This window comes from Psychrobacillus antarcticus, assembly GCF_029533155.1.
Classification (GTDB): Bacteria; Bacillota; Bacilli; order Bacillales_A; family Planococcaceae; genus Psychrobacillus; species Psychrobacillus antarcticus.
On the sequence record NZ_JAIZDB010000023.1, the window covers coordinates 12330 to 37543 of the forward strand.

A 25214-nucleotide genomic window follows, 5' to 3' on the forward strand; every position below is an offset into this window, starting at 1 on the left:
ATATTTCATAGCTCTAAGCTTTTGCGGCTCTAAGTATGAAAATACAAAATGCTTTAATAAATATATGACTTATTAAATTGACAAAATTAAAAACCAAAACAACAGCGATTAAAGTTGCTCTTGTTTTTTTGAAGTTTAGTATTTTAAAAAACCACCTTTAAGAAAATAATCTCTGAAGTGGAATTTTAACTTCTACTTGACAGCCCTCTTCCAAGCCAATAAAATTCAAGTTTCCTTTAAATTCGCTTTTCAGTATTGTTTCGATAACGGATAGACCTAGTCCCTTGGAGTCAGCTACATTGAAATCTTTTGGTAGGCCGATACCATCGTCTTGAATTGAAAAAACAAGTTGGTCATTATCTTTATAATTACTGACATTGATGGAACCTGTTTTATTAGAATTAAATGCGTGTTTATAAGAATTCATTAATAGCTCATTAATGATTAATGCAATGGAAGTTGCCTTATTATAGGGAATGAAAATATCCTCCAATTCCATACTCACTGTAATATCAGGGTTTATATTCATTAACTGTACAATTGATAAGATCAAATCCTTAAGGTTTATAATACTTCGTCCCATATGATCTTTGGACATTAAATCATGTACTTGTGCAATACTTTTAACATAACTTGAGATATTATCTAATGTCTCATCAATAGTTTTATCAGGATTGGTCAGTAGGGCATTTTTCTGCAATAAAATTAAATTGGAAACGGTTTGAAGATTATTTTTAATTCTATGGTGACTCTCCTTCATCATTATGGAATTACCCATTAGACGAGTATCCTCTATGGCTAAAGCAGCGTGCCTAGAAAAGGCTTTTAAGTATTTTATTTCTTTATCGGTAAAAGTAGTTAACTCTGTGAAGTTCAGATGTATAACTCCATACAATTCTCTGGATAGAATGGGGGCACAAATAAAGCTATTAATGTCCGCTGTGTTATTAAAATTAGTTTTGAAATTTGCGTGAGTTGAATTGGCCCAATACACTTGTTTACTTTCAGCCACATTGTAAATGGATGAACGGTTAAGTCTTTGAAAACGAATATTGCTATCATTTATAACAAACTCATCAATGATGGAATTTGTTTTTTCATCATAGAGAATAATTGATCCATTTACTGCGTTTAAAGCTTTGATAGCCTCTGAAATTAATAGTTGCAATATATCGTTTAATTCGTATTCTGAAGTTAAAAACTCAGCTGCTTTAAAGACAGCTTCTAGTAATTGTTGAGTTTCTTTATCTTCCACTTCGGCAATTGATTTATTGATTAAGTTAATATTTTCAATACGTCTCACAAGTTCAGCTGGGTTTTTAGTTGCTTCTTCGGTAGACATTTCACTTAATATTTTCCCTTTAGATAAGATAGATATTCTATTAGAAATCATTAAAGCATCTTCCCACTGTTTGGTTAGATATAATATGCTACCACCATTATTTACGTAACGTTTAATAAGGTCTTTAAAAACTGTAATAGTCGATTCAGACAAATCTTCAAAAGGTTCTTGTAGTATCATTATTTTAGGATCATGAGATAGTAATCTTAAAAAATAGACAATTCGTTTATTTTCTCTCGACAACTCTGATATTCTAATGCTAGGATTGATATCAAAACTAGCTTCGATTAGCGTTCGGTAAGCTTTCTTCTTTGCAGCGTACCAATTAATAAATGGCAATGGTCTAAACCTAGGCATACTCGACATATACATATTCTCAGTAACAGATAAGTTCTCGATAACTTGGGTTTTTGCATGCATAAACTGAATATTTTCCTTCCTAAAACTTTGCTTACCTTTAGCAAGTGTTACGTTGGACAGGAGAATTTCACCTTCAATTTCTTTTGATTCTTGAAATTTTAGTAACGCTGCCATTACTAATGCCTGATCCGAAGTATTCTTTACAACTAGTGCATGAATTTCGCCCTGATTAAGAGTGATTGAAAGGTTTTTAAGTGAACCATCGGGATTTGAAAAAGTTAATTCTTTAATTTCTAGTAAAGGATACATCAAATCACTCCATCGATATTATTACTAAACATCCTAACATAATCATAGGATGAATTATAGAAGTGAGGTATAAATATGAGTCAAGAACTAAAAATTCTTATAGCTGATGATAGTTCTATTAATCGATTAGGGTTTAAGGTTATGCTGCAATCACTTGGTCATAGAGTGATTGCCGAAGCCGAGAATGGGCAAGAAGCTGTCGAATTGGCTAATATCTATAATCCTGACTTATTGATTATGGATATTAATATGCCATTAATAGATGGGATAGAGGCTATAAAAAGAATCAATGAAAAATTGTTTATTCCATCGATAATTGTTAGTGCGTATCATGATTCGGAATTGATCGAAAGAGCTAGTGCTGAAGGTGTTTTGTATTATCTTGTGAAACCTGTAGATGAAAAAGATTTGAGTATTGCGATTAAAATAAGTATGAGTAAAGCAGAAGAAATTATGAAGTTAAACACGGAGTTAAAAACAACAAAAGAGGCCTTAAATAATAGGGTGTTTATTGAGAAGGCAAAGGGAATACTTATGAAAAGAAAAGAATTGTCTGAACCAGAAGCGATGAAATTACTCCAAAAGATTAGTAACGAAAAAAACGAAAAAGTTGTGCAGGTTGCCAAAAGCTTAATACAAGCTGACGAATTATTCTGATTAAATACCAATTATTACATTGACATTAAATTATTATTAAGTATATAATGTGCTTAATAATAGTTTGAAAATTTAATATTTGTTATGCAATTTGCTTACGGCTGGCGAGTTGATATAACTAGGTGAAGAGTGCCTTGAATAGCAGGAATTATCCTGTTTATTTCAAGGTGCTCTTTATTTTTTTTTCAAACATCAAGTTATTTAAAGTTAAAGGAGGAGTGGGTATTTTTGTAAGCGCTTTAAAAATAAAAGGGGTGAAGGAGAAAATGACAATGAAAAAAACTAGCTTAAAATTTTTAATTATCCTTATGGGACTAGTATTAGTGGCTTTTGGATGTAGTAATGGAGAAGGTACTACAGAAGGTGAAGGGAAATCGGGAGAAAAAAAAGATTTATTAATAGGAATTTCATTTCAGGAATTAAATAATCCTTACTTTATTTCCATGCAAAAGGCTTTTGAAGAAGCGGCCGATAGCATTGGAGCAGAAGTTATTATAACAGATGCTGCACATGATGTAGCTCAACAAGCGAATGACATTGACGATATGATTCAACGTGGTATTGATATCCTAATTCTTAATCCAACAGATAGTGAAGGCATAGAGCCTGCAGTAGTTGCGGCTAAGGAAGCAGGAGTAATAGTTGTTGCAGTAGATGCACAGGCAAGTGGACCAATCGATACATTCGTTGGTTCAAGAAACTATGATGCTGGTTATCTAGCGGGTAAAAAGATGGCTGAAGATTTGAATGGAAAAGGGAAAGTGGCAATTCTAGACGGAATCCCAGTAGTACCAATTTTAGAACGAGTAGAAGGCTTTAAAGCAGCTGTTGCTGAAAGTTCAGGAATTGAAATTGTTGATATTCAAAATGGTAAACAAGATCGTGCAGTTGCTACTGACGTTACTGAAAATATTCTACAAGCTAATCCTGACTTGGATGCACTTTTCAGTGTAAATGATGGAGGAGCCTTAGGAGCTCTTGGGGCAATCGAAGCCTCTGGAAAAGATGTTTGGTTATACAGTGTTGATGGACACCCAGAAGTAATTGAAGCTATTTTAGCTGGCGGGGCATTTAAAGCGACTTCTGCACAATTCCCTGCTGACCAAGTAAGAATTGCTTTGGGAATGGCACTTGCTAAACTATGGGGGGCGGAAGTAGTTCCTAAGGAAGTTCCAATAGATGTAGAGCTTATAACAATTGAAAACGCAGAAGGTTTTAGCTGGTAGTAATTAGTAAGGCACTAATTAGTGCCTTACTATTTCCTTAAGTTGCGAGGAAGGTGGTAAAAATGAGTGAAACTATTCTTGAAGTGAAAAATATAAGAAAAGAATTTCCAGGTGTCGTGGCACTTAATGATGTCAGCTTTAAGATTAAGCGTGGAGAGGTTCATGCGCTTGTCGGAGAAAATGGTGCTGGAAAATCTACATTGATGAAACTCCTATCGGGAGTATATACCCCGACATCGGGAGAAATCATTTATGAAGGAAAAAAGGTTGAATTTAATGATCCAAAAGATGCTCAATTAAAAGGTATAAGTATTATCCATCAAGAGTTCAGTTTAATTCCACACTTAAATGGCATTGAGAACATTTTTTTAGGGAGAGAGCTGAAAAAGTGGAGTACAGTATTAGACAAAAGATTAATGAAATCAAAAGCTATAGATCTATTAGATCAATTGAACGCAAAGATTGATCCAACCCATCTAGTCTCCAGATTAAGTGTAGCAAACCAACAATTTATTGAAATCGCCAAAGCGATATCCATAGAAACGAAAGTACTAATATTTGATGAACCTACTGCAAGTTTAACAGGCAAAGACATTGATAAGTTATTTGAACTAATTGCAAGATTAAAAGCTCAAGGAGTTACCGTTATTTACATATCCCACCACTTAGATGAAATCTCACAAATTTGTGATTCACTAACATGCCTTAGAGATGGTGAATGGATTGATACAAAAAAAGTTAGTGAAGTTACGAAACAAGACATTATAAAAATGATGGTTGGCAGAGAAGTTATAAATGCTTTTCCAGAAAAATTGAAAGTCCAAAATTCGGAAGAAAATTGGTTGCTGAATGTGAAAAAACTTAGCAACAATCATATAAAAAATATCTCATTTCATTTAAATAAAGGCGAAATTTTGGGTATTGCAGGGGTTGTTGGTGCTGGTCGCACGGAGACAGTTAGAGCGTTAATCGGAGCAGACCCAACAAAGGAAAAAGAAGTATATATCAATGATAAACGTGTTTCTATAAACTCACCGACACAAGCTCTAGAACACGGGATAAGCTTAATACCCGAGAGTAGAAAAACACAAGGCTTAGTTTTAGGAATGACTGTAGCGAAGAATATCACATTACCTAATCTGAAAGTCTTGCAAAGCAAAATGAGACTGATTGATCGAAAAAAAGAATTAGTAATTGTGAACAACTCTATAAAGGATTTAAGAATAAAGACACCAAGTGCTAACCAACAAGTTAAGTTCTTAAGTGGAGGAAATCAACAAAAAGTAGTTTTAGCGAAATGGTTAAATACAGATTGTAAAGTACTGATTTTTGATGAACCGACAAGAGGAATAGACATCGGTGCGAAAGAAGAAATTTATAAAATTATGAGGGATTTAACGAAAAAAGGAATCTCCATCATTATGATTTCCTCAGAACTACCAGAAATTTTAGGTATGAGTGATCGCGTTTTAGTGATGTATAAAGGCGAGATAAAAGCAGAACTTGCTGGGGAAGAAGCAACACAGGAAAAGGTTATGTATTATGCAACGGGTGGTGTAGACAATGAATAATCTAGCAGACAATCAAACAAGACCTAAGTCTTCAGCTATGAGTCTGAAGTTTAAAAATTTATTTAAGAATCCTGAAATGTTCACACTGATAGGCTTTATTATTCTAATGGCTATCATGAGTTTTGGTAGTGACCAGTTTTTAACAGCGTCTAACTTAACCAATGTTCTTCGACAAGTTTCCATTGTGGGGATTTTGGCTGTAGGTATGACATTTGTAATTTTAATTGGAGGAATTGACCTTTCCGTTGGTTCTGTGATGGCCCTTACAGGAACAATGATGGCAGGTATGATGATAAATTTCTCTTTACCTCCAATTCTTGCAATATTAATTGGGATTGCAATCGGAGTATTGATTGGCTATATCACGGGTTCGTTAGTTGCCTATGCAAGAATACCAGCAATTATTGTAACTTTAGCAATGATGGAAATTGCTCGCGGTGCAGGCTTACTCTATACAGGTGGTTATCCTCTGTCAGGATTACCAGGTAATTTTTCGGTTATTGGAAGAGGTTATGTATTTGGGATAATTCCAGTGCCTGTTTTGATTATGGCCGTAGTTTTTCTTATAGCTTATATTATTTTAAATCACCTCCCATTTGGTAGATATATCTATGCAATCGGAGGAAATGAAGAAGCAGTACGATTATCTGGTGTAAAAGTTAAAAAGTACAAAATTATGGTTTATGTGATTAGTGGGATTACGGCTAGCATTAGTGGAATGATTTTAGTGTCACGACTAATGTCAGGTCAACCAAACGCTGGAGAAGGCTATGAACTGAGTGCAATTGCTGCAGTTGTATTAGGCGGAACTAGTATAGCTGGGGGTCGTGGACATATAGGTGGAACCCTACTAGGAGCATTATTAATGGGTGTTCTTTCGAATGGATTAAACCTAATGGGCGTGTCTTCCTATGTACAGATGGTATTAACAGGAATCATTATTATTGGAGCAATTTACTTTAGCAGTAAGAAAACAGTTGACTAGATTAAAGGAGAGATTATAGATGTCAGATGAAAAAATGATGAAAGCAGTTGTTTGCTGCGGACCAGAAGATTATAGAGTAGAGGATGTAGCAGTTCCTAAAGCACGAATAGGCGAAGTAGTTATAAAAGTAGCAGCATGTGGCATTTGTGGAAGTGATATTAAAGCATATCATGGATCTGATATGTACTGGGCAGGAGAGAACCCTTGGTTAAAAGCACCAGTTATTGCTGGTCATGAATTTTACGGTACTGTAGTTGAATTAGGTGAAGGTGCTGGAGAAAAACATGATATTAAAATTGGAGATCGTGTAACAGCTGATCAAATTAACCCATGTGGTAAATGTAGATTCTGTGATAGTGGTAAATATTGGATGTGTCAAGTTCATAATATCTACGGCTTCCAACAAGGAATTGCTGAAGGCGGTATGGCTGAATACATGCGTTTTAGTAATACTTCTCGAGTTTATAAAATTACAGATGGGGTTACTGCAGATGAAGCTAGTTTAATAGAACCGATGGCATGTGCTGTTCATGCGGTTCAAAGAGGAACTATTGAATTTGAAGATGTGGTTGTATTAGCGGGTGCAGGGACATTAGGTTTATGTATGGTACAACTAATTGCACTAAAAACACCAAAGAAACTAATTGTTCTTGATACAAATGATAAAAGACTAGAAATTGCGAAGAAATTAGGGGCAGATGAAGTTATTAATCCTCTTAAAATCGATGCAGTTAAGTACATTCAGGATTTAACAGATGGGTACGGCTGTGATGTATATATAGAGGCAACTGGTTCACCAATTGGTGTAACGCAAGGTCTTCAAATGGTTAGAAAATTAGGTCGTTTCGTAGAATTTAGCGTCTTCGGCTCAGAAGTAACTACTGATTGGAGCGTTATTGGTGATAAAAAAGAACTCGATGTACGTGGATCCCATTTAGGGCCATATACATATCCAATTGCCATTGATTTATTTGAAAGAAAATTAGTTACAGCAGAAGGAATCATTACACACAAGTATAAAATTGAAGAGTTCAATGAGGCTATTGCAACAGCTCAAACTTCAGAAGCAATCAAAGTACAACTTATTCCGTAGCACGAGAATCTTAAAGCTTTAGGAAGTGAGGATAGAACATGGATTATCTAATTGGTGTAGATATTGGCACACAAGGAACAAAAGCAGTACTTATAGACAAAGATGGGAAAGTTCTTTCTCATAGTTACAGCGGTTATGACGTGGAAACGCCTAAGCAATCTTGGGCTCAGCAATGGCCAGATGTATGGGAGCAAGCAACTTACACGACGATTAGTAATGTAATCAAAAAATCAGGAATTGAACCAAAACAAATTAAAGGAGTAGGAATAAGTAGTCTTTATGGCGGTTCGGGTATACCAGTTGATGAAAATATGGAACCTCTTGCTCCATGCCTAATTTGGATGGATCGAAGAGCAAAAAAAGAAGTCGAATGGGTTCAACAAAATATTGATCTTGACGAGCTTTTCGAGATTACAGGAAACTCGGTTAACTCATATTTTGGATTCACTAAAATCCTTTGGTATAAAAATAATCATCCGGACATATGGGATAAAATAAACTACTTTATTCCACCCGCACCTTACTTAGTGTATAAACTTACTAATAGTCTTGCAGTTGATTTTTCTTCAGCAGGGAACATAGGTGGAGTATTTGATCTTAGAAATAAAGAATGGTCGATTATTATGGCAGAGAAGCTAGGAATTCCTATTTCGATGCTACCAGAAAGATTAGTTTCTTCTACAGAAATAGTAGGGGGAGTCACTTCTGAGATGGCTAAAATAACAGGACTAGCAGAAGGTACTCCTGTGGTAAGTGGAGGGGTGGACGCCCCAGTTTCAACTATTGGTGCGGGTGCCCTTGCAGAAGGCAATCATGTTGCTATGCTAGGAACCTCTATGTGTTGGGGATTTGTCACAAGTAAAGCGAATCTCTCTCCAAATCTGGTGAGTATGCCCCATGCAATTGATCCGTTGGAAAAGATTTATACCTTCGGTGGTGCAGCGACAGCTGGTGCATTAATGAAATGGTTTAAAAATATTCTTGGTGAAAATGAGCTGCAAGCTGAATCTTTAACAGGTATTAATGCATACACACTACTGGACTTGATCTCAAAAGATGTTCCAGCAGGATCAAACGGTTTAATTGCATTGCCATATTTTATGGGAGAGAGAAGTCCTATTTGGGATAGTGATGCCAGAGGCTTAATAATAGGATTAAGCCTTCTGCACAACAAAGCGGATATTTACAAAGCATTAATGGAGGGTGTAGCTTATTCGCTTCGTCACAATATGGAAATGGTAGCGGGTACTAATATCCAGTTAGACAGTGACGTAATTATTGTAGGTGGTGGTTCTAAATCTCTAATTTGGCCGCATATCTATGCTGACGTAACAGGAAAAAGAGTAAGAATTATTAAAAATGATGTAGAGGCTACATTAGGTGACGCATTACTAGCTGGTATCGGAACAGGTGTCATAAAAGACGCATCTATAGTCAAAGACTGGTTAGACTTTGAAGAGCCAATAGAGCCCGACATGAAAAATCATCAGTTATATAACATTTACTATGAAGAGTATAAGAAGCTTTATGAAAATGTGAAAGAAACAATGTGGACCTTAGCTAATACAAACTAATATGGGATGAGGTGTTTACACTTGTTAGAGACACTAAAAGAAAGAGTACTATTGGCCAACCAATCATTGCCTTATCATGGTTTAGTTTTATTCACTTGGGGAAATGTTAGTGCAATTGATCGAGAACAAAATCTAGTTGTGATTAAACCAAGTGGTGTCTCATATGACAATATGGATTTCAATGACATGGTCGTAGTAGATTTGCAAGGTAATATTGTAGAGGGAAAACTAAAGCCTTCTTCAGATTTACTGACTCATTTGGAAATTTATAAAAATTTTGATGAAGTACAGGGGGTGGTTCACACCCATTCCTCATGGTGTACATCATGGGCTCAAGCTAGTCGAAATATCCCGGCTTTTGGAACAACGCACGCAGATTATTTCCATGGTGAAATATTATGCACAAGGGCTTTATTGGACAGTGAAATTCAAAAAGATTATGAACTTAATACTGGAAAAGTTATTGTAGAAACGATGGAAGGCAGAGATCCATTGTATTTTCCAGGTGTGATTGTAGATAAACATGGACCTTTCAATTGGGGAACTTCACCTGAGCATGCAGTTGAAAATGCAGTAGTAATGGAAGAAGTTGCGAAGCTAGCGTTTAATACATGTATGCTCCAACCAAAAGTAGACAACATGGAAAAAACCCTATTAGATAAACATTTTTTACGGAAGCATGGTACAAATGCATATTATGGGCAGTAGGAAAAAATTGATTAATTAGCCATGAGTAATTCGAAAAACCCTTTGTTCCTTACGAAGGGTTTTTTGAATTATCTGATATATTTATTAAAAATAATTAAAAATACAATTGACTTTATAATTATGCAGTATTATACTAATCATTAATCTTACGGTTGGAGTGATAGATATGAAAATAGGAATTATAGGAGCAACTGGTTACGGTGGACTAGAGTTAATAAGGCTATTGCATAATCATCCAGAAGCCGAGCATATTGATTTATTCACTTCTTCAGAAGAAGGAATGCAATTTTCGCATAAATATACACATTTATTGAATATACACGATCAAGCGCTTCTAGCAATCGAACATAATAGACTAACAGAATATGACGTCATTTTTACGAGTACTCCCTCAGGGGTATCTACCGGGATTTTACCTTCTTTAATAGGAAGTGGTCCGAAGCTTATTGACCTATCGGGTGACTTCCGTTTAAAAAACCCAGCAGATTACGAGCAGTGGTACAAAAAAACACCCGCACCAGCTGATGCAATAGAGAAAAGTGTCTACGGTCTAACAGAGTGGAACGAAGCCGCAATCAGGCAGGCTGATCTAATCGCAAACCCGGGATGCTATCCGACAGCGGTATTGCTTTCTTTATTACCGCTAATAAAAGAAAACTTAATTGACACAACGAATATAATTATAGACGCAAAAAGTGGCGTATCAGGAGCGGGTAACAAACCATCTCAAATGACACACTACAGCGAAACAAATGAAAACACTGCTATATACAAAATACATCAACACCAACATATACCGGAAATCGAACAGGCGATCAACATTTTTGCAGGTCAAGATTCACCAATCACTTTTACAACGCATCTTGTTCCAATGACTAGAGGAATTCTAGCAACAAGCTATGCCGCTCTTCAACCGAACGTATCCGAGCAACGTTTGACAAACGCATTGAAAGAAACATATGCATACGATCCATTCGTCCGAATCATCGAACAAACCGACAAATTCGGTACCAATCAAGTATACGGCTCTAATTTCTGTGATATTCACGTGAAAGTCGACCCACGCACAAATCGCGCAACAATCATTTCAGTTATCGACAACCTTGTAAAAGGAGCAGCAGGCCAGGCAATTCAAAATATGAATGTACAATTTAATCTCGACCAAACGACTGGTCTTCAGCAAGTTCCACTATTTATCTAGACAGAGGAGGAAAACCGATGACGACAAAAACGATTACGATGAAAAGCATCTCTTATAAAAACATCGCTTCACCAAAGGGCTTCCAGGCAACAGGAATCCATTGTGGTTTAAAACACAAAAAGAAGGATTTAGCACTACTAGTTAGCGACGTACCTGCGAGTGTAGCAGGCGTCTTCACAACGAATGCGATCAAAGCGGCACCACTTCTCATCACAAAAGATGTCGTCTATGAGACAGGTAAAATGCAAGCAATCATCGTCAACGCAGGAAACGCCAATGCCTGCACAGGAAAACAAGGAATGGCAGACGCATACACAATGCAACTACTCACAGCAGAAAAACTAGGCATTGACCCATCCCTTATCGGAGTTGCTTCTACTGGAGTAATCGGGGAGCTCATGAAAATGGAGCCAGTAACTACAGGGATCCAAAAGCTAGAACCAGTGGACGATCTGGAAGGTGCGATCGACTTTTCATTAGCAATCATGACGACAGATACTGTAACGAAAAATACAACTTATTCCACAATCGTTGACGGTAAAGAAGTAATTATCGCAGGAACCGCAAAGGGTTCTGGCATGATTGAACCAAATATGGCGACAATGCTTGGTTTCATTACTACCGATGCGAATATCGAATCCAACCATCTTCAAGACGCACTAAAAGCTATTACCGACGTGACTTTCAATGCAATTACAGTGGACGGTGACACATCGACCAATGATATGGTCATCGTAATGGCAAATGGAATGGCGCAAAATAACACATTAACACCGGACCATCCAGACTGGGAAAACTTCGTGCAAACCTTACACACCGTTTCACAAGATCTAGCGAAAATGATCGCGAAAGACGGGGAAGGCGCAACAAAGCTAATCGAAGTGGAAGTAAAAGGTGCCGTTACTGATATAGAAGCGCGTAAAATCGCCAAAACAGTAGTCGGTTCTCCGCTTGTAAAAACAGCCATCTTTGGAAATGATGCAAACTGGGGACGAATCATTGCTGCGGTCGGCTATAGCGGTGCAACAATTGATCCAAACGCCATTACTATCCTACTAGGCACGACAAAAGTAGTAGAAAACGGCGAGCCAGTGCCTTTCTCCGAAGAGGATTTGATCGTTTATTTGAAGCAACCAGAAGTCAAAATTTTCGTCGACATTCATCAAGGCAATGGCCAAGGAACTGCATGGGGGTGCGATTTGACATATGACTACGTCCAAATCAACGCAACGTACCGCTCCTAAACGCATCGTCATCAAGCTAGGCGGTAGTATGCTCGAGGGGTTAAATGAAAACTTCTTCACCAATTTCAAAAAACTGCAAGCGGTGGGCAATGAAATCGTCATCGTTCACGGTGGAGGTCCAGCGATCAATAAAGCGTTGGCTACGAGCGGAATAGAATCTACTTCTATTAATGGACTACGCGTGACATCCGCTGAAGCAATCGGAATCGTCCAGTCAACACTAATCGGTCAAGTAAATCCAGCATTAGTGCATCAACTGAATAAAAGCGGAATCCAAGCAATCGGTCTAAGCGGCTACGATAACCAACTACTGCAGTGCACGATACTAGATGAAGCAACATACGGTTTTGTCGGAGAAATCCAACAGGTGAATACGTCACTTATCGAAACATTGCTAAAAAATGGAATCACACCAGTCATTTCAAGCATTAGTTGCACGGCAGAAGGAGTCCCGCTGAACATCAATGCCGACACAGTAGCGAGCGAAGTCGCTTTAGCGATAAAAGCAGAAAGTCTACAACTCGTTACCGACATACCAGGTATAAAAATAGGTGGAGAAGTACAACAAACTGTTACGTCCGAAAAAATTACGGACTGGATCACTTCTGGTGATATTTACGGAGGGATGATTCCAAAAGTAACAGCGGCTCTTGACTGCCTAACAGCAGGTATTCCATCCGTCCAAATCGTCGACGATCAACTATCCGGCACAACCATTTTGCAACAGGAGGTATACGCATGAGCTCATTATTCCAAAATTATACGCGCCGACCAATTCATCTTGTCAAAGGGAAAGGTACAATCGTTACAGACTCCAACGGAAAAGACTACCTCGATTTCACAAGTGGTATAGCCGTGCTCAGTCTTGGTCACACGCATCCTGCGATAGTCCAAGCGATTCAAGCACAAAGTGAGAAACTCTGGCATATATCGAACCTATTCGAAAATCCAGAACAGGAAAAACTTGCGGAAACCCTTGTAAACGATACACACCTTGCCCACGCATTTTTTTGCAACAGTGGAGCAGAGGCAAACGAAGCTGCTATCAAGCTAGCGCGCAAACATACCGGCAAGCACACCATCATCACCTTTGAAAAATCGTTCCACGGACGCACATTCGGTGCCATGTCCGCCACTGGCCAAGACAAAATACGAAACGGCTTCGGTCCATTGCTCGAAACATTCAAAACTGTCCCATTCAACGACATAGCTGCCCTCGAAGCAGTAATCGACGATGAAGTCGGAGCAATCATGCTCGAAGTAATCCAAGGAGAAGGCGGCGTCAGCTCAGTAACACCCGAATTTGCCGAGGCCATCTCTGACATATGCGCTGCAAACGGTATCCTGCTTATCGTAGATGAAGTCCAAACAGGCATTAGCCGCACAGGTACCCGCTACGCATACGAGCAAACCGTCCTCAAACCTGACATCATCACGTTAGCAAAAGGACTAGGCGGAGGGTTCCCAATCGGTGCAATGCTCGGAACGGCTGACCTACACGACACATTAGGTCCCGGCACCCACGGCACAACCTTCGGAGGAAACCCTCTAGCAGTAGCCGTCGCACAAGCCGTTCTAGACAACGTATTTGTACCAGAATTCATAGCAGATGTGAATAAAAAATCTGCTTATCTTATCGAGAAATTAAACGAAGCTCTACCAAGTCACAAGGTTGTCGGCTCTGGCCTACTATTAGGCATCGTATGCAAAGAAGAAGTCGCTACCTACATAACAGCCGCCGACCAAGCAGGCCTACTACTAGTATCGGCAGGACCAAACGTCATACGCCTCCTGCCACCACTAACCGTAACAACCCAAGAAATCGACCAAGCCGTCGACATCTTACAAGCAATCCTTTCCTAATCAACTTGAATTAAATCGCTAAAGGACCTGCCGGCTCGGCAGGTCCTTTAATCATGCCCATACGAGAGCGATCGCCACCTACACGAGAGAGCCCCGCTTCATGCGAGAGAGATATCGACCTATACGAGAATGAACGCCGCCTATACGAGAGAGCCTCACTCACACACAAGTGGAATCTCCCATATATCCCACAATAAACCCCAACCGCAAGCTTTTCATCAAAATGAAAAGCACCTAAAAATCATGAATTCTAACAGCCTCTTAATTTTGTATAATCCCCAACAATTTCATAGGTGAATACCTTCCGATCCATTGAAAAACGCAATCATATCAACCTCAATTACTAATAATCAATCCTTCTTTTAATTGTTTAAAATACGCAACTATTCCATTTCTACAGCAAAACAACCATCAGAAATGTAAAATTGAAAATTAGATAGATTCCCCAAAAACAATATGCTAATCTATCATGGAGGTGATAAATATTGATAGTAAAACCATTCAAACGAACACTAGAAGCAGAAGCACTAAATTCACTTGCAACAAGACTCCCAATATCCCATCCGATGCACAGAAAGATGCAGAAAAAAGCAAAAAACAAAGCTGGTGGAGACATTGGAGAAGAGGTAGTAATGCGCGAACTGGAAAAACTCAAACTCCCGTATCCATTTCACGCCTACCACAACATCAGTCTCTACGCCGAAAAGCTAATCCAAATGGACATCCTAATCGTTACCCCGCATTACGCATTAATCCTGGAAGTGAAAAACTTTAAAGACACCGTCGAAATAACATCCAACCCCAGCCAAATGGTTCAGACCCTTGCGAATGGAACAATAAATGTCTGTCGCAGCCCCGAGTCACAGGTAGAAGATTATATTTACCAACTAACCTACTTTTTCAAACAATTCAATATCAATCTTCCAGTGCTAGGTGCTGTTGTCTTCGCCTTTGAAACACTGCATATCATCAATTCTTCCAACCGTGCAACTATTCTCTTAAAAAACGATTTACTCCCTTATCTAAGAGCAATAAAAACTCAAAAGCCTCATTTAACCGAAACGCAACTCGAACGAATAAAAAATCTCATTTTACAGAAAAGCAAAGACTATAAACCATTTCCGCTAAGTGAAAACTTTTTGATTGAGCCCAATGACTTAATCACTGGAGTAATCTGCGAAAAATGCACCTATATTGGAATCAAAAAAGTCAAACGCACGTGGGTTTGCCCTAAATGTAATTCAACGAGTCAAACTGCACATCAACAAACAATTAAAGAATATTTTTTAATAGCTAGAAAAACACTATCAAACAGAGAGTGCAGACAATTCTTGCGCCTAAACAACAACCATGAGGCTACTAGAATAATGAAAAAAGCAAATCTAACTAAAGTAGGAAAATCCTCAAGCACTAAATACCAAATGATCTTTCCGAAGTAAGTCCTTTGACCACTGTCAAAGGGCTTTATTTATTATTAAGTCTAACTAATGGAATGTTAATCAAAACTGGAAAGCAATAAAATGGGAACCATTTCTTAACCATATAATAGTGAAACCAATCAGCGGACAGCCGAGCCTCTCATAAACGAGAGGAATTCCACTCCATAAGAGAGCGACCCACCGCTGAACGAGAGAGATACCTGTATAAAAAAGGATTTCCGTTCTATCCGAGAGAGAACAACTGCCATACGAGAGAGCTATCCGGATTTTCGTTCCATACGAGAGAGAACAACCGCTATACGAGAGAGCCACCCGTATACGAGAGGAACTTCGTCCCATCCGCGAGAGGACAACTGCTATACGAGAGAGCCATCCGTATACGAGAGGATTTCCGTTCTATCCGAGAGAGAACAACCGCTATACGAGAGAGTCACCCGTATACGAGAGGAAAGTCGTCCTATCCGCGAGAGGACAACTGCTATACGAGAGCGCCAAAAAAACCACCAACAAAAAAAGCCCTCCGCCCACGCGAAAGACCCCTCACCTAAAAATTATGCGTCATCGTCCAAACAGCCACCGCATCCGCATCCCCATCATTCAAAAACCGATGCGGCAGCGAACTATCAAAGTAAATACTATCCCCCTCGTCAATAACATAAATCTCGCCCTCAATCTCCAACCGCAAACTACCAACCAGCATCAGCCCGCATTCCTCGCCGCCATGGAACATCAGCGGATCGTCGGTACCCTCGCCCGGCGACACAATCATCTTAAAAAAACTCATCTGCTTACCCGAACTCGGCGACAAAAGCTCATATTCCACATTCGGCCGCACGCGCTTGATCAGATTACCTTCACCTTTACGAGTCAAAGTTACCGCATTACTCTCCTCCGCCTCGAAGAACGAAAACACCGGAACCTTCAAGCTATGGCTTAACTTCCACAACGTCTCCAACGAAGGGGATACCTGTCCGCGCTCAATTTGCGAAATCATACTCTGGCTCACATTCGTTTTTTTCGCCAGCTCATCGGACGTCAATCCCTGAAACTTACGTAAATACTTAATTCGCTTACCAACCTCACTCTTAGGAAATACCATTAAAACACCCCTTATGAATAAAAATACATTAGACAGAATAATAAAACACTCTGATTTTAAAATATATAAAAATACTAAATACATATTAAAAACCATATAATACAACTATATATATACCATTTTGCACCTTTTTGCAAATAGAATCAATAATAAAAATATTATAAATAATAATTTTTTATGTAGACAGGTGAATAATAATAATTTATACTACTAATAATTCACTAGTTTCAAAGGGGAACAGAGAAATTTCAAAAACGGGGGTAATGAAAATGAAAAAATGGTTAGCAGCTGTACTTATGATTACCGTATTAATGATCGCAGGGTGTAGCGATGATTCAGGCGGCGGAGTATCAACAGAAAACTCCACAATCCAAAAGGTATTAAAGGAAAAGAAACTTGTAATCGGGATGTCTCCAGGATATTTCCCATTTGATATGAAAGATCCAAAAGGCGATTTCGTTGGCTATGATGTAGACACGGCGAATGCACTTGGAGCAGCGTTAGGAAAAGATATTAAAGTAGAATATAAACAATTCACATTTGATGGATTGATTCCTGCACTACAAACAGGCGAGGTTGATATGATCTTCGCTGGTATGACAATTCGAGGAGACCGTGCATTAGCAGTAAGCTTTGCAAATCCATACTTCCAAACTGGGCAAGCAGTAATGGTTCCTGGCTCAGATACAAAAACAAAAACATGGCAAGATCTTGATGTAAAAGGAAATAAAATTGCGGTTGGTATCGGAACAACTGGTGCTTTACTTGCGAAAGATGTATTTAAAAATGCTGAAATATTAGATTTTGAAGAATTCCCATCAGCTGCAGCGGCAATGGCACAAGGCCAAGCAGACGCAGTAGTTTACGATGAGCCAGCAATCGCTGTATGGAAATTACGTAACGAGGATGCTGTGACTCAAATTGAAGGTTTAATTTCAACAGAGAATTTAGGGATTGCTATTAAGAAAAATGATTTCGAAACAATACAATGGACTAACTCTTTCCTAAATAGTTACCTAGGAAGTCCAACAGAATTAGCGTCTCGTGCAAAATGGTTTGAGTCTTCTGACTGGTTGGATGAAGTTGTAGAAGAATAGAACATTTCACCGAGTAGGGAAAAATCCCTGCTCAGTACATATTAATCCATCATAATCAGCCAACTTAGAGGAGGAACAACTATGTATCAGTACGACTGGAGTGTCATTAGTCGAAATATGGACGTGTTCATCGAAGGTGCGCTGAAGACGCTAGAACTTTCTGCGATTTCCATCCTATTGGCGATTCCAATAGGTATAATATTTGGACTCGGACGTATCTCGAAAAACAAAATTATCTTTTACATCTCATCTGCGTATATTGAAATCATTCGAGGAGTACCGCTACTCGTACTACTCATTTGGATTTTCTATGTTTTAGGGCAATTCTTCTCATTAGGTTCCTACTGGGGCTCGATTGTAGGACTTGCAATATTCGCTGGTGCATTCATTGCTGAAATCGTTCGCTCCGGTATTCAAGGGGTACCAAAAGGACAAATGGAGGCAGCTCGCTCACTAGGAATGTCTCATACAAAAGCAATGACTTACATTATCTTACCGCAAGCATTTAGACGCGTATTACCGCCGCTTGCATCACAATTCATCATGCTTATCAAAGATTCATCACTAGTATCCGTAATCGCAGCAACCGAGTTGACGCTAAATGCAAAAAACCTGGTAGCAACCTCGTTCCGCTCGCTTGAAGTATGGACATTCGTTGCACTAGTCTATTTCATCATGACATTCAGCCTATCACTAATCATTCGATACTTCGAAAAACGATTATCGAGAAGCGATGCATAACGTTAAGGAGGGAGTACCCAAATGATTACGATCAAAAATGTTAATAAAAGCTTTGGCGACCACCAAGTTCTAACCGACGTTTCGCTCGAAGTACCAAAATCGAACGTTATCGCCTTGATCGGCCCAAGTGGAGCAGGTAAATCCACATTAATCCGTGCCATCAACGCATTAGAACCAATAGATAACGGGGAAGTAACAGTAGACGGCATCTCCATTCACAACAAAAAAACGGACATTAATGTAGCTCGTACTAACATAGGATTCGTATTTCAAAGCTTCAATCTGTTCCCGTTTCTAACAGCACTAGAAAATGTCACCATGGCGCCGATGAAAGTGAAAGGACTAAGCAAAGAAGCTGCTGAAAAAAGAGGGAAAGAACTACTATCCTCTCTAGGCCTAGCAGACAAATTCGATGCCTTCCCAAACAGACTTTCAGGAGGCCAGCAACAACGTGTAGCCATCGCACGAGCACTAGCCATGGACCCAAATGTCATGCTATTTGACGAACCAACATCCGCACTTGACCCAGAAATGGTAACCGAAGTGCTCGATGCCATACGTAAACTAGCAAAAGATGGCATGACCATGGTTGTCGTAACACACGAAATGGGCTTCGCCAAAGAAATCTGCGACGAAATCGTCTTCATGGCAGAAGGTAAAATAGTCGAGCGCGCCGCACCATCCAAATTCTTCACCAATCCAGACACCCAGCGTGCTCAAGACTTCCTATCCAAAGTCCTAAACCACTAGAGCGATCTAGTGGTTTTTGTTTTGAATAAAAGCTCTCATTAAGTACTCCCTGAACTCGGAAACATCAAACAATTGATTGGATATAACACCAAATTAAACAAAGTGCACCGAGACAAACTAGTGAACTCTAATATTACTAAGCAATTAAAATACGACATCATTAGAAGGTATATATTTTAATATAAAGAAGGATTTACTTCCTTTTTTGTAGAATTATGGATGATAGGGGAGATGGAAAAAATCGAAAAGGAAAACTTAGACATAAGTGAAGTTGTCGTTAATATAGGTGCTAAAGTCACTACAGGTCATATACGCATGAACAATTTGATACAGTTATTAATTGATAAAGGTGTTATTACAGAGGAAGAACTAGAACAACTTTTTGAAGAAACTTATGATTCGGAAAGCAAGAAAATACATGATTTCATTTTAACAGGAGAAATAGGAGTCTAGGAACGGCAGAAGGACATCCGATTGGGTGTTCTTTTTAAAAAAAAAAGGGGAGAAGATGGCAACTTGGGCTAATAAAAGATGCACCGCCAGAAAAAGTACTTTCTTCTATCAAAGTAACTCAAGCTCGCTCGAGCACAACCCAAGGCTGCTCGAGCTCCACTCAAGATCCGCGAGTTCCACCCGAGTTCCACCCGAGTTCCACCCAAGATCCGCGAGCTCTACCCAAAGCCGCCCGAGCTCCACCCAAGATCCGCGAGTTCCACCCAAAACCACCCGAGTTCCACCCAAGGTAGCTTGAGCTCCACCCAAAGCCACCCGAGTTCCACCCAAACTTCGAGTACCCCACAAATAAGCCAAAACCTATTGCGCCACCACCTAAAACCTGTTATTCTATCTACAAATACACATCAAAAGGAGAATCCAACATAAAAATTCACAGGAATATTCCCTCAAACTACTTCAACTACATCCGCCTAAAACATCGTCTACCAGAACACCACAAGCAATATCAGAAAATTGTCGAAAAAATGGGCTACATAGAAGCTGGCCACTACGGCGAATTGCGTGTTGACCGTTCTATCAAAGAAGTACAGTTCCCTTCAGAAGTTCATATCATCCCGGATTTTCACATGAAAATTCATGAGAACCGCTACATCCAAATTGATACGCTACTCATCACGTCCAGCTACATTCTTATAGTAGAAGTCAAAAATATCATTGGCACTATCAATTTTAAAACCTCCCCCAATCAATTAATAAGAACTTTAGATGATGAAATTACCGCCTTCAAATGTCCAATCATTCAACTACAAAGAAATCGAGATGGTCTTCAAGGCTGGTTAAATCAAACCCAATCGAAAGTACCAATATACACTGTACTTGTTTTTGCATCCGATAAAGCAATAATAGAAAAAGCCCCGAAAGATCAAACTATTCTTTTCGCAAAAAATCTACCACTCTATATCCAAAAGTTAAACAAAATTCCACCTCACCTCACCAAAGACCATTTTCTAAAAGTAAAAGAAATAATAACGCAAAAAAACATACATTTTATAGAAACACCTCTCTGCCAAAAATATGAAATCCCTGCAAGAGCATTAAAGAAAGGAGTGCTATGCATAAATTGCGGAAATCGATTAATTAAAGTCAGCGAACGTCAGTGGAAGTGCAATGCTTGTGGACAAATTGATAAGGACCCAATTCCTCGAAATATAGAAGATCTATTTATTCTAATGAAACATGAAGTTACCATGAAAGAATGTATGAACTTACTACAACTAAAATCCCGATACACTCTGAACTATACATTCCAGAAAATGAAACTAATCAAAACTAAAAAAGGAAACAACACCACCTATCAAAAAAGTAAGACATAAAACACCAACTTTCCCAAGTTGGTGTTTTAAAATTTCCAAAAAACGAGTTCCACCCAAGCCTCTCCGAGCTCCACCCAAGTTCACCAGCTCCACCCAAGTTCACCAGTTCCACCCAAACCCGCCCGAGCTCCACCCAAGTTCACGAGCTCCACCCAAGTTCTCCAGTTCCACCCAAACCCGCCCGAGCTCCACCCAAGTTCTCCAGTTCCACCCACACCCGCCCGAGCTCCACCCAAAGCAACTCCAGCTCCACCCAAACCCGCCCGAGCTCCACCCAAAGCAACTCCAGTTCCACCCACACCCGCCCGAGCTCCACCCAAGTTCACCAGTTCCACCCAAACCCGCCCCAGTTCCACCCGAGATCCCCTCAGTTCCACCCAACCCCCCCAAGTTCCACCTGAAGCCAAGCCTTCATGTATCGTTCCATCCGCAAATGAAAAAGAAGATGCAATAGGGGAAATCCTTACAATGCGGGCCCGATTCCACCTCACTTTAGAAAACTGGGACGATGACATTCGCCTCGATTCGAATCTTGGAGGTGGGGTACTAAATGACATCGGCTGTTATCCGGTAAATGTACTGAACTATTTAATAGAAGAAAGTCCAATAAACATTCAAGCTCCCCGGGGTAAATCAACAAAAGAAATCGATACTCATATAGCGGTCCAACTTAGCTATCCATCCGGAATCCTTGCGCAGTTCGATGCAAGTTTTTACGGCCCAATGACCCAAACGATTGATTGCACAAATGCTCCAACAAACAGAGACCATCGAACGCAATGTTCAAGCATATTAATAGAAAGGAAGCGACTGAATGCCCAATGTTATCGAAGAACTAAACAAATATGCACATAAATTAGTAGATCAAAGTCTAGTTGAGGAGCTGGTGGAAACCTCAGTATGCGAGATGGAAATGACATGTACATCTCTCCAAGCGGCTTTGATATAAAAGGAATAGAACCTTATCAATGGATGAAGGTGGACATTACAACAGGAGAAATTGAAGGGAATCTTCGCCCACCATATGAAGTACTCATGCACGCATTATCAGGCGTCAAACTGAACGAATTCACTATCGCTTCTACATCATAGCTAGTTAACAAAAACAAGCAATGGGTCAAAGATATTCAACTTACTCTTTTCAATCAAACACTCCCATTTGCAACAATCGAAATGCCACATCAAATCGTGGAACGCTAAAGGATCACCCAACTATCCAAATGGCACTCGTTCCAGGCCATGACACAGCTTGCGCATTATCTGCACTCCCAATTCAACGCCCTAACGCCATATTCATCAGTATTGGAACATGGGGTCTGATCGGCAAGGAAATAAAATCTCCAATTACTACATATAGAAGCATTTCAACAACGCTTTACAAACGAGGGAACAAGTGAAGGGCAATACCGATTCCCAAAAAACGCCATGGGATTTTGGATTCTCCAAAAATGCTGAGAAGAATGGCAGCAACAAGGACTCCACTTCACTTATGAACAAGAAATACTCGCACTGCAACAAGCGAAATCATTAGACAAATTCATCGATCCAGATGATGACCTCTTCTTTAACCCAATATCCATGCTACAAGCGATTAAGCAATACTGCATTCAAATAAATCAGCAAGTCTCTATTACTCCGGGTGAATATATCCTACCTTGAAGTTGACCTAGGAATAACAGGCTGTAACTTTGGAGTAGCAGAAAGCGGATCCATCTGACTTGTACCAACCTTTGAAGACTTAGACGTCAATATCTCTACTAACAAGAGCTTCTGTAGGTAAACGAATCACAAGCTATGTAACCTTTCTCGCTTGTCCTAAAAAACAAGAGGAAGTGGATGGGTCGGGAGAGTTACATGTCGTAATTGTAGACAATGGTCGCTCCAAAATTCTCGGTACTGACTTTCAAGAAATTCTCCAATGCATTCGCTGCGGAGCATGCTTAAACGTGTACCCAGAATAACGGCACATTGGTGGGCATGCATATGGATCTACCTATCCAGGTCCTGTTAGTGCTCGACGGTTATGAGGATCACAAAGAACTACCGTACGCATCCACGCTGTGCGGTGCCTGTACAGATGTTTGTCCAGTGAAAATCCCATTGCATAGCCTTCTACTAAAGCATCGCCAAAAAATAGTAGAAACAGAAGGGAAAGCGCCTATTAGCGAGCGCCTCATGATGAAAGCATTTGGTTTCGGGGCATCTACAAACTTTGTATATACAGGGGGCTCCAAAATGGCAGTAGTTAGTATCAAAATGCTACTGAAAAACAAACAATCTATATCAAATGGTCCAGGTCTTTTAAATGAATGAACAAATAGCCGGGATTTTCCAACCCCAAAACAAAGTCGTTTCCAAGACTGGATGAAAGAGCGGAAGGGAACGAAGGGTGGTTACACTACAAAGAAACAAAATAGAACTGCCTATTTCGAGTGTTTATAGTGCACTCAATAAAAACTTATTAACACAAGTATTCATCGAATCTTCCAAACTGATCCGAGCAGATATAGTAGAAACAACTCAAACAAATATTATCAAAACCTTAAGTGAACCAATAAAAGAAATACTGCCATAAAAAGTACTTTCTTCTATAGAAAGAGGAAACGTAAAATTAGATGAATGGCTCCATGCTAATACGACCACATGGAATCCTGCATTAGGCTCACAAAATATTCAACATGCAGAACGAGCGACCATCGGACTCACCACCTGTGATCATGCGCTTGCGGAGTCCGGCGCAGTAGTTTTACTGACCGACATAACAAAGGAAGGTCGGTCAGTCTATTACCAGAAATCCATGTCGTACTCATCCCTGCAAAATCGATTATTCCAAGATTACAGAAGAGCATGACAACACTAAGCGAACGCATAAAACAAGGAAAACCTATACCGACCTGTATTAACTTTATTACCGGACCTAGTAACTCTGCTGATATAGAAAGTTATTTAGTAGTAGGAGTCCACGGGCATTGCGTACAATTTACGTAATAATAGATGATGATATCTAAATAGAAAGTTTCTTAACAGTTTGATTGCAGAAATTAACTTCTGTAACAAGACTTTAATGCGTCAAAAAGGTTTAGCTAAATCTACTATAGGCCTATAATATCAATGGACGGGACTTTCCTACTAACTAAAAAGGAGGTATTTCAATGCTAGGTTCCATAGAAGTGGGCGGTACGAAGTTGAACTGCGCAATAGGAGATGAACAAGGTAATATTAACAAGCAATTTCTAAATACACCGCAACACCCTGAAATGGGACATATAACTATAATAAGAGACACTTCAGACATAAAAGATAGTGACTGTCCATTTCACACCAACTGCTTTGAGGGTTAGCATCGGGACCTGCTATTGAAAAACGCTTGGGCCCTAACGCAAAAAGTCTCCCAACAGATACATCCTGCATGGGAGACAATTGCAAACTGAATAGGGCAAGGAGTATATCAAATGATGCTTGCATATGCCCCTGATCGCATCATTATAGGGGGTGGAGTGTTGAACCAAACCCAACTTCTTCTGAAAGTAAAACAAAATATCATCGAGAAACTTAACGATTACACCTATTATCCAGAACTTGCAAACTTAGAGAATACAATCATAGCACCAGCTTTAGGAGATAATGCTGGTTTAATAGGAGGGCTAATATTCGCAGGACAAATAAAAAAGCGACTATGATCAACAGATCAAAGTCCCGATAAAATAAGAAAAGAAGCATCCGAAGTTCAGATGCTTCTTTTCTTGAGCGATAAAACGAAGGAAGTAGAAGGCTGCACATTAATGAATGTACAAACAAGTTTACGGCGTTACACATTTATAAGTAACCTTCTATACTGTACATCATAACATAATATAAAAAAAAAGCACGCATTAAATACAAAAATATTAAAAAGTTTTTTAGAAAGATTTATTCTAAAGATTCACTCATTCAACGGATGAAATGAAAAACAAAATCTATCAATTTTAAAAATAGTAAAAATTATTCACTAATAATACTAGCGTTATTGGATACATTGCTGTAATATGGAATATGTAATGGTGTCCTTGGTGCTTTCAAAATGTCAAACTCGAAAAAAACTGGTAATCTTTTACGATATTAGTTGATTTTAGCATATGAGTTTTGT

At 39.2% G+C, this 25214-nt stretch carries 24 protein-coding genes and 3 pseudogenes; 24 read left to right on the forward strand and 3 right to left on the reverse strand.

The genetic code is table 11. The features are described from left to right. Positions 1 to 157: 157 nt before the first annotated feature. Positions 158 to 2011: a GAF domain-containing protein gene (locus LDK52_RS13500; RefSeq protein ID WP_277586482.1), complete on the reverse strand. Its 1854-nt coding sequence runs from the start codon at positions 2009 to 2011 to the stop codon at positions 158 to 160. 75 nt (positions 2012 to 2086) lie between these two features. On the opposite strand from LDK52_RS13500, the gene LDK52_RS13505 reads away from it, so the two are divergent. The 12 genes from LDK52_RS13505 to LDK52_RS13560 all read left to right on the forward strand — a co-directional run bounded on the left by LDK52_RS13505 (position 2087) and on the right by LDK52_RS13560 (position 15572). Continuing rightward, positions 2087 to 2668 (forward strand): ANTAR domain-containing response regulator, encoded by a 582-nt coding sequence (locus tag LDK52_RS13505; protein ID WP_277586483.1) that lies wholly within the window; start codon positions 2087 to 2089, stop codon positions 2666 to 2668. A 272-nt stretch (positions 2669 to 2940) separates the two neighbouring features. After that, a complete protein-coding gene (locus LDK52_RS13510) occupies positions 2941 to 3894 on the forward strand; it encodes an ABC transporter substrate-binding protein (RefSeq protein WP_277586484.1) in 954 nt (317 codons plus the stop codon). Between the two features lie 62 nt (positions 3895 to 3956). Beyond that, positions 3957 to 5465 carry a sugar ABC transporter ATP-binding protein gene (locus tag LDK52_RS13515; protein WP_277586485.1) on the forward strand — a complete coding sequence of 503 codons (1509 nt, stop codon included), beginning with the start codon at positions 3957 to 3959 and terminating at the stop codon, positions 5463 to 5465. Then, positions 5458 to 6450 carry an ABC transporter permease gene (locus LDK52_RS13520; RefSeq protein WP_277586486.1) on the forward strand — a complete coding sequence of 331 codons (993 nt, stop codon included), beginning with the start codon at positions 5458 to 5460 and terminating at the stop codon, positions 6448 to 6450. The genes LDK52_RS13515 and LDK52_RS13520 overlap by 8 nt, the downstream gene beginning before the upstream one ends. A gap of 19 nt (positions 6451 to 6469) precedes the next feature. After that, a complete protein-coding gene (locus LDK52_RS13525) occupies positions 6470 to 7543 on the forward strand; it encodes an alcohol dehydrogenase catalytic domain-containing protein (protein WP_277586487.1) in 1074 nt (357 codons plus the stop codon). A 38-nt stretch (positions 7544 to 7581) separates the two neighbouring features. Continuing rightward, positions 7582 to 9117: an FGGY-family carbohydrate kinase gene (locus LDK52_RS13530; RefSeq protein ID WP_277586488.1), complete on the forward strand. Its 1536-nt coding sequence runs from the start codon at positions 7582 to 7584 to the stop codon at positions 9115 to 9117. A gap of 21 nt (positions 9118 to 9138) precedes the next feature. Then, positions 9139 to 9825, forward strand: a complete 687-nt coding sequence (locus LDK52_RS13535; RefSeq protein WP_277586489.1) for an L-ribulose-5-phosphate 4-epimerase — start codon at positions 9139 to 9141, stop codon at positions 9823 to 9825. A 166-nt stretch (positions 9826 to 9991) separates the two neighbouring features. Continuing rightward, positions 9992 to 11026 (forward strand): N-acetyl-gamma-glutamyl-phosphate reductase, encoded by a 1035-nt coding sequence (argC, locus tag LDK52_RS13540; RefSeq protein WP_277586490.1) that lies wholly within the window; start codon positions 9992 to 9994, stop codon positions 11024 to 11026. A gap of 17 nt (positions 11027 to 11043) precedes the next feature. After that, positions 11044 to 12270: a bifunctional ornithine acetyltransferase/N-acetylglutamate synthase gene (gene argJ, locus LDK52_RS13545; RefSeq protein WP_277586491.1), complete on the forward strand. Its 1227-nt coding sequence runs from the start codon at positions 11044 to 11046 to the stop codon at positions 12268 to 12270. Continuing rightward, on the forward strand, positions 12233 to 13012 hold the full coding sequence (gene argB, locus LDK52_RS13550; RefSeq protein ID WP_277586492.1) for an acetylglutamate kinase: 780 nt from the start codon (positions 12233 to 12235) through the stop codon (positions 13010 to 13012). The genes argJ and argB overlap by 38 nt, the downstream gene beginning before the upstream one ends. Next, positions 13009 to 14133 (forward strand): acetylornithine transaminase, encoded by a 1125-nt coding sequence (locus LDK52_RS13555; RefSeq protein WP_277586493.1) that lies wholly within the window; start codon positions 13009 to 13011, stop codon positions 14131 to 14133. Before argB ends, LDK52_RS13555 begins: the two co-directional genes overlap by 4 nt. A gap of 485 nt (positions 14134 to 14618) precedes the next feature. After that, on the forward strand, positions 14619 to 15572 hold the full coding sequence (locus LDK52_RS13560; protein ID WP_277586494.1) for a nuclease-related domain-containing protein: 954 nt from the start codon (positions 14619 to 14621) through the stop codon (positions 15570 to 15572). Positions 15573 to 16116: 544 nt separating this feature from the next. On the opposite strand, the gene LDK52_RS13565 is transcribed toward LDK52_RS13560, so the two are convergent. Further along, a complete protein-coding gene (locus LDK52_RS13565; RefSeq protein WP_277586495.1) occupies positions 16117 to 16671 on the reverse strand; it encodes a helix-turn-helix domain-containing protein in 555 nt (184 codons plus the stop codon). Between the two features lie 269 nt (positions 16672 to 16940). Between LDK52_RS13565 and LDK52_RS13570 the strand changes: the two genes are divergently transcribed. The 5 genes from LDK52_RS13570 to LDK52_RS13590 all read left to right on the forward strand — a co-directional run bounded on the left by LDK52_RS13570 (position 16941) and on the right by LDK52_RS13590 (position 21088). Then, positions 16941 to 17768 (forward strand): transporter substrate-binding domain-containing protein, encoded by an 828-nt coding sequence (locus LDK52_RS13570; protein WP_277586496.1) that lies wholly within the window; start codon positions 16941 to 16943, stop codon positions 17766 to 17768. A gap of 81 nt (positions 17769 to 17849) precedes the next feature. Further along, on the forward strand, positions 17850 to 18509 hold the full coding sequence (locus LDK52_RS13575; protein WP_277586497.1) for an amino acid ABC transporter permease: 660 nt from the start codon (positions 17850 to 17852) through the stop codon (positions 18507 to 18509). 21 nt (positions 18510 to 18530) lie between these two features. Further along, on the forward strand, positions 18531 to 19259 hold the full coding sequence (locus LDK52_RS13580) for an amino acid ABC transporter ATP-binding protein (protein ID WP_277586498.1): 729 nt from the start codon (positions 18531 to 18533) through the stop codon (positions 19257 to 19259). 231 nt (positions 19260 to 19490) lie between these two features. After that, a complete protein-coding gene (locus tag LDK52_RS13585) occupies positions 19491 to 19712 on the forward strand; it encodes a hypothetical protein (RefSeq protein ID WP_277586499.1) in 222 nt (73 codons plus the stop codon). Between the two features lie 527 nt (positions 19713 to 20239). Next, complete coding sequence (locus tag LDK52_RS13590) at positions 20240 to 21088, forward strand: nuclease-related domain-containing protein (RefSeq protein ID WP_277586500.1); 849 nt, start codon at positions 20240 to 20242, stop codon at positions 21086 to 21088. An 80-nt stretch (positions 21089 to 21168) separates the two neighbouring features. Here LDK52_RS13590 and LDK52_RS13595 read toward each other — a convergent pair whose 3' ends face one another. Beyond that, complete coding sequence (locus tag LDK52_RS13595; protein WP_277586501.1) at positions 21169 to 21465, reverse strand: hypothetical protein; 297 nt, start codon at positions 21463 to 21465, stop codon at positions 21169 to 21171. A gap of 73 nt (positions 21466 to 21538) precedes the next feature. Here LDK52_RS13595 and LDK52_RS20135 point away from each other — a divergent pair, with 73 nt between their 5' ends. From LDK52_RS20135 to LDK52_RS13620, 7 genes and pseudogenes are all read left to right on the forward strand, one after another. Next, positions 21539 to 21943, forward strand: coding sequence for a Gfo/Idh/MocA family protein (locus tag LDK52_RS20135; protein ID WP_407081819.1), 405 nt, complete (start codon positions 21539 to 21541; stop codon positions 21941 to 21943). Beyond that, positions 21903 to 22129, forward strand: a pseudogene (locus LDK52_RS13600) (class II aldolase/adducin family protein); the annotation flags it as partial. The gene LDK52_RS20135 and the pseudogene LDK52_RS13600, both read left to right, overlap by 41 nt. A gap of 610 nt (positions 22130 to 22739) precedes the next feature. Continuing rightward, a pseudogene (locus LDK52_RS13605) lies at positions 22740 to 23530 on the forward strand (lactate utilisation protein LutB domain-containing protein); the annotation flags it as partial. After that, positions 23478 to 23663 (forward strand): hypothetical protein, encoded by a 186-nt coding sequence (locus LDK52_RS13610; protein ID WP_277586512.1) that lies wholly within the window; start codon positions 23478 to 23480, stop codon positions 23661 to 23663. The pseudogene LDK52_RS13605 and the gene LDK52_RS13610, both read left to right, overlap by 53 nt. Before the next feature lie 15 nt (positions 23664 to 23678). Next, positions 23679 to 24076: pseudogene (locus LDK52_RS20140) on the forward strand (LutC/YkgG family protein). 164 nt (positions 24077 to 24240) lie between these two features. Then, a complete protein-coding gene (locus tag LDK52_RS13615) occupies positions 24241 to 24429 on the forward strand; it encodes a hypothetical protein (protein ID WP_277586502.1) in 189 nt (62 codons plus the stop codon). 90 nt (positions 24430 to 24519) lie between these two features. Beyond that, a complete protein-coding gene (locus LDK52_RS13620; RefSeq protein ID WP_277586511.1) occupies positions 24520 to 24768 on the forward strand; it encodes an ROK family protein in 249 nt (82 codons plus the stop codon). Positions 24769 to 25214: the final 446 nt, after the last annotated feature.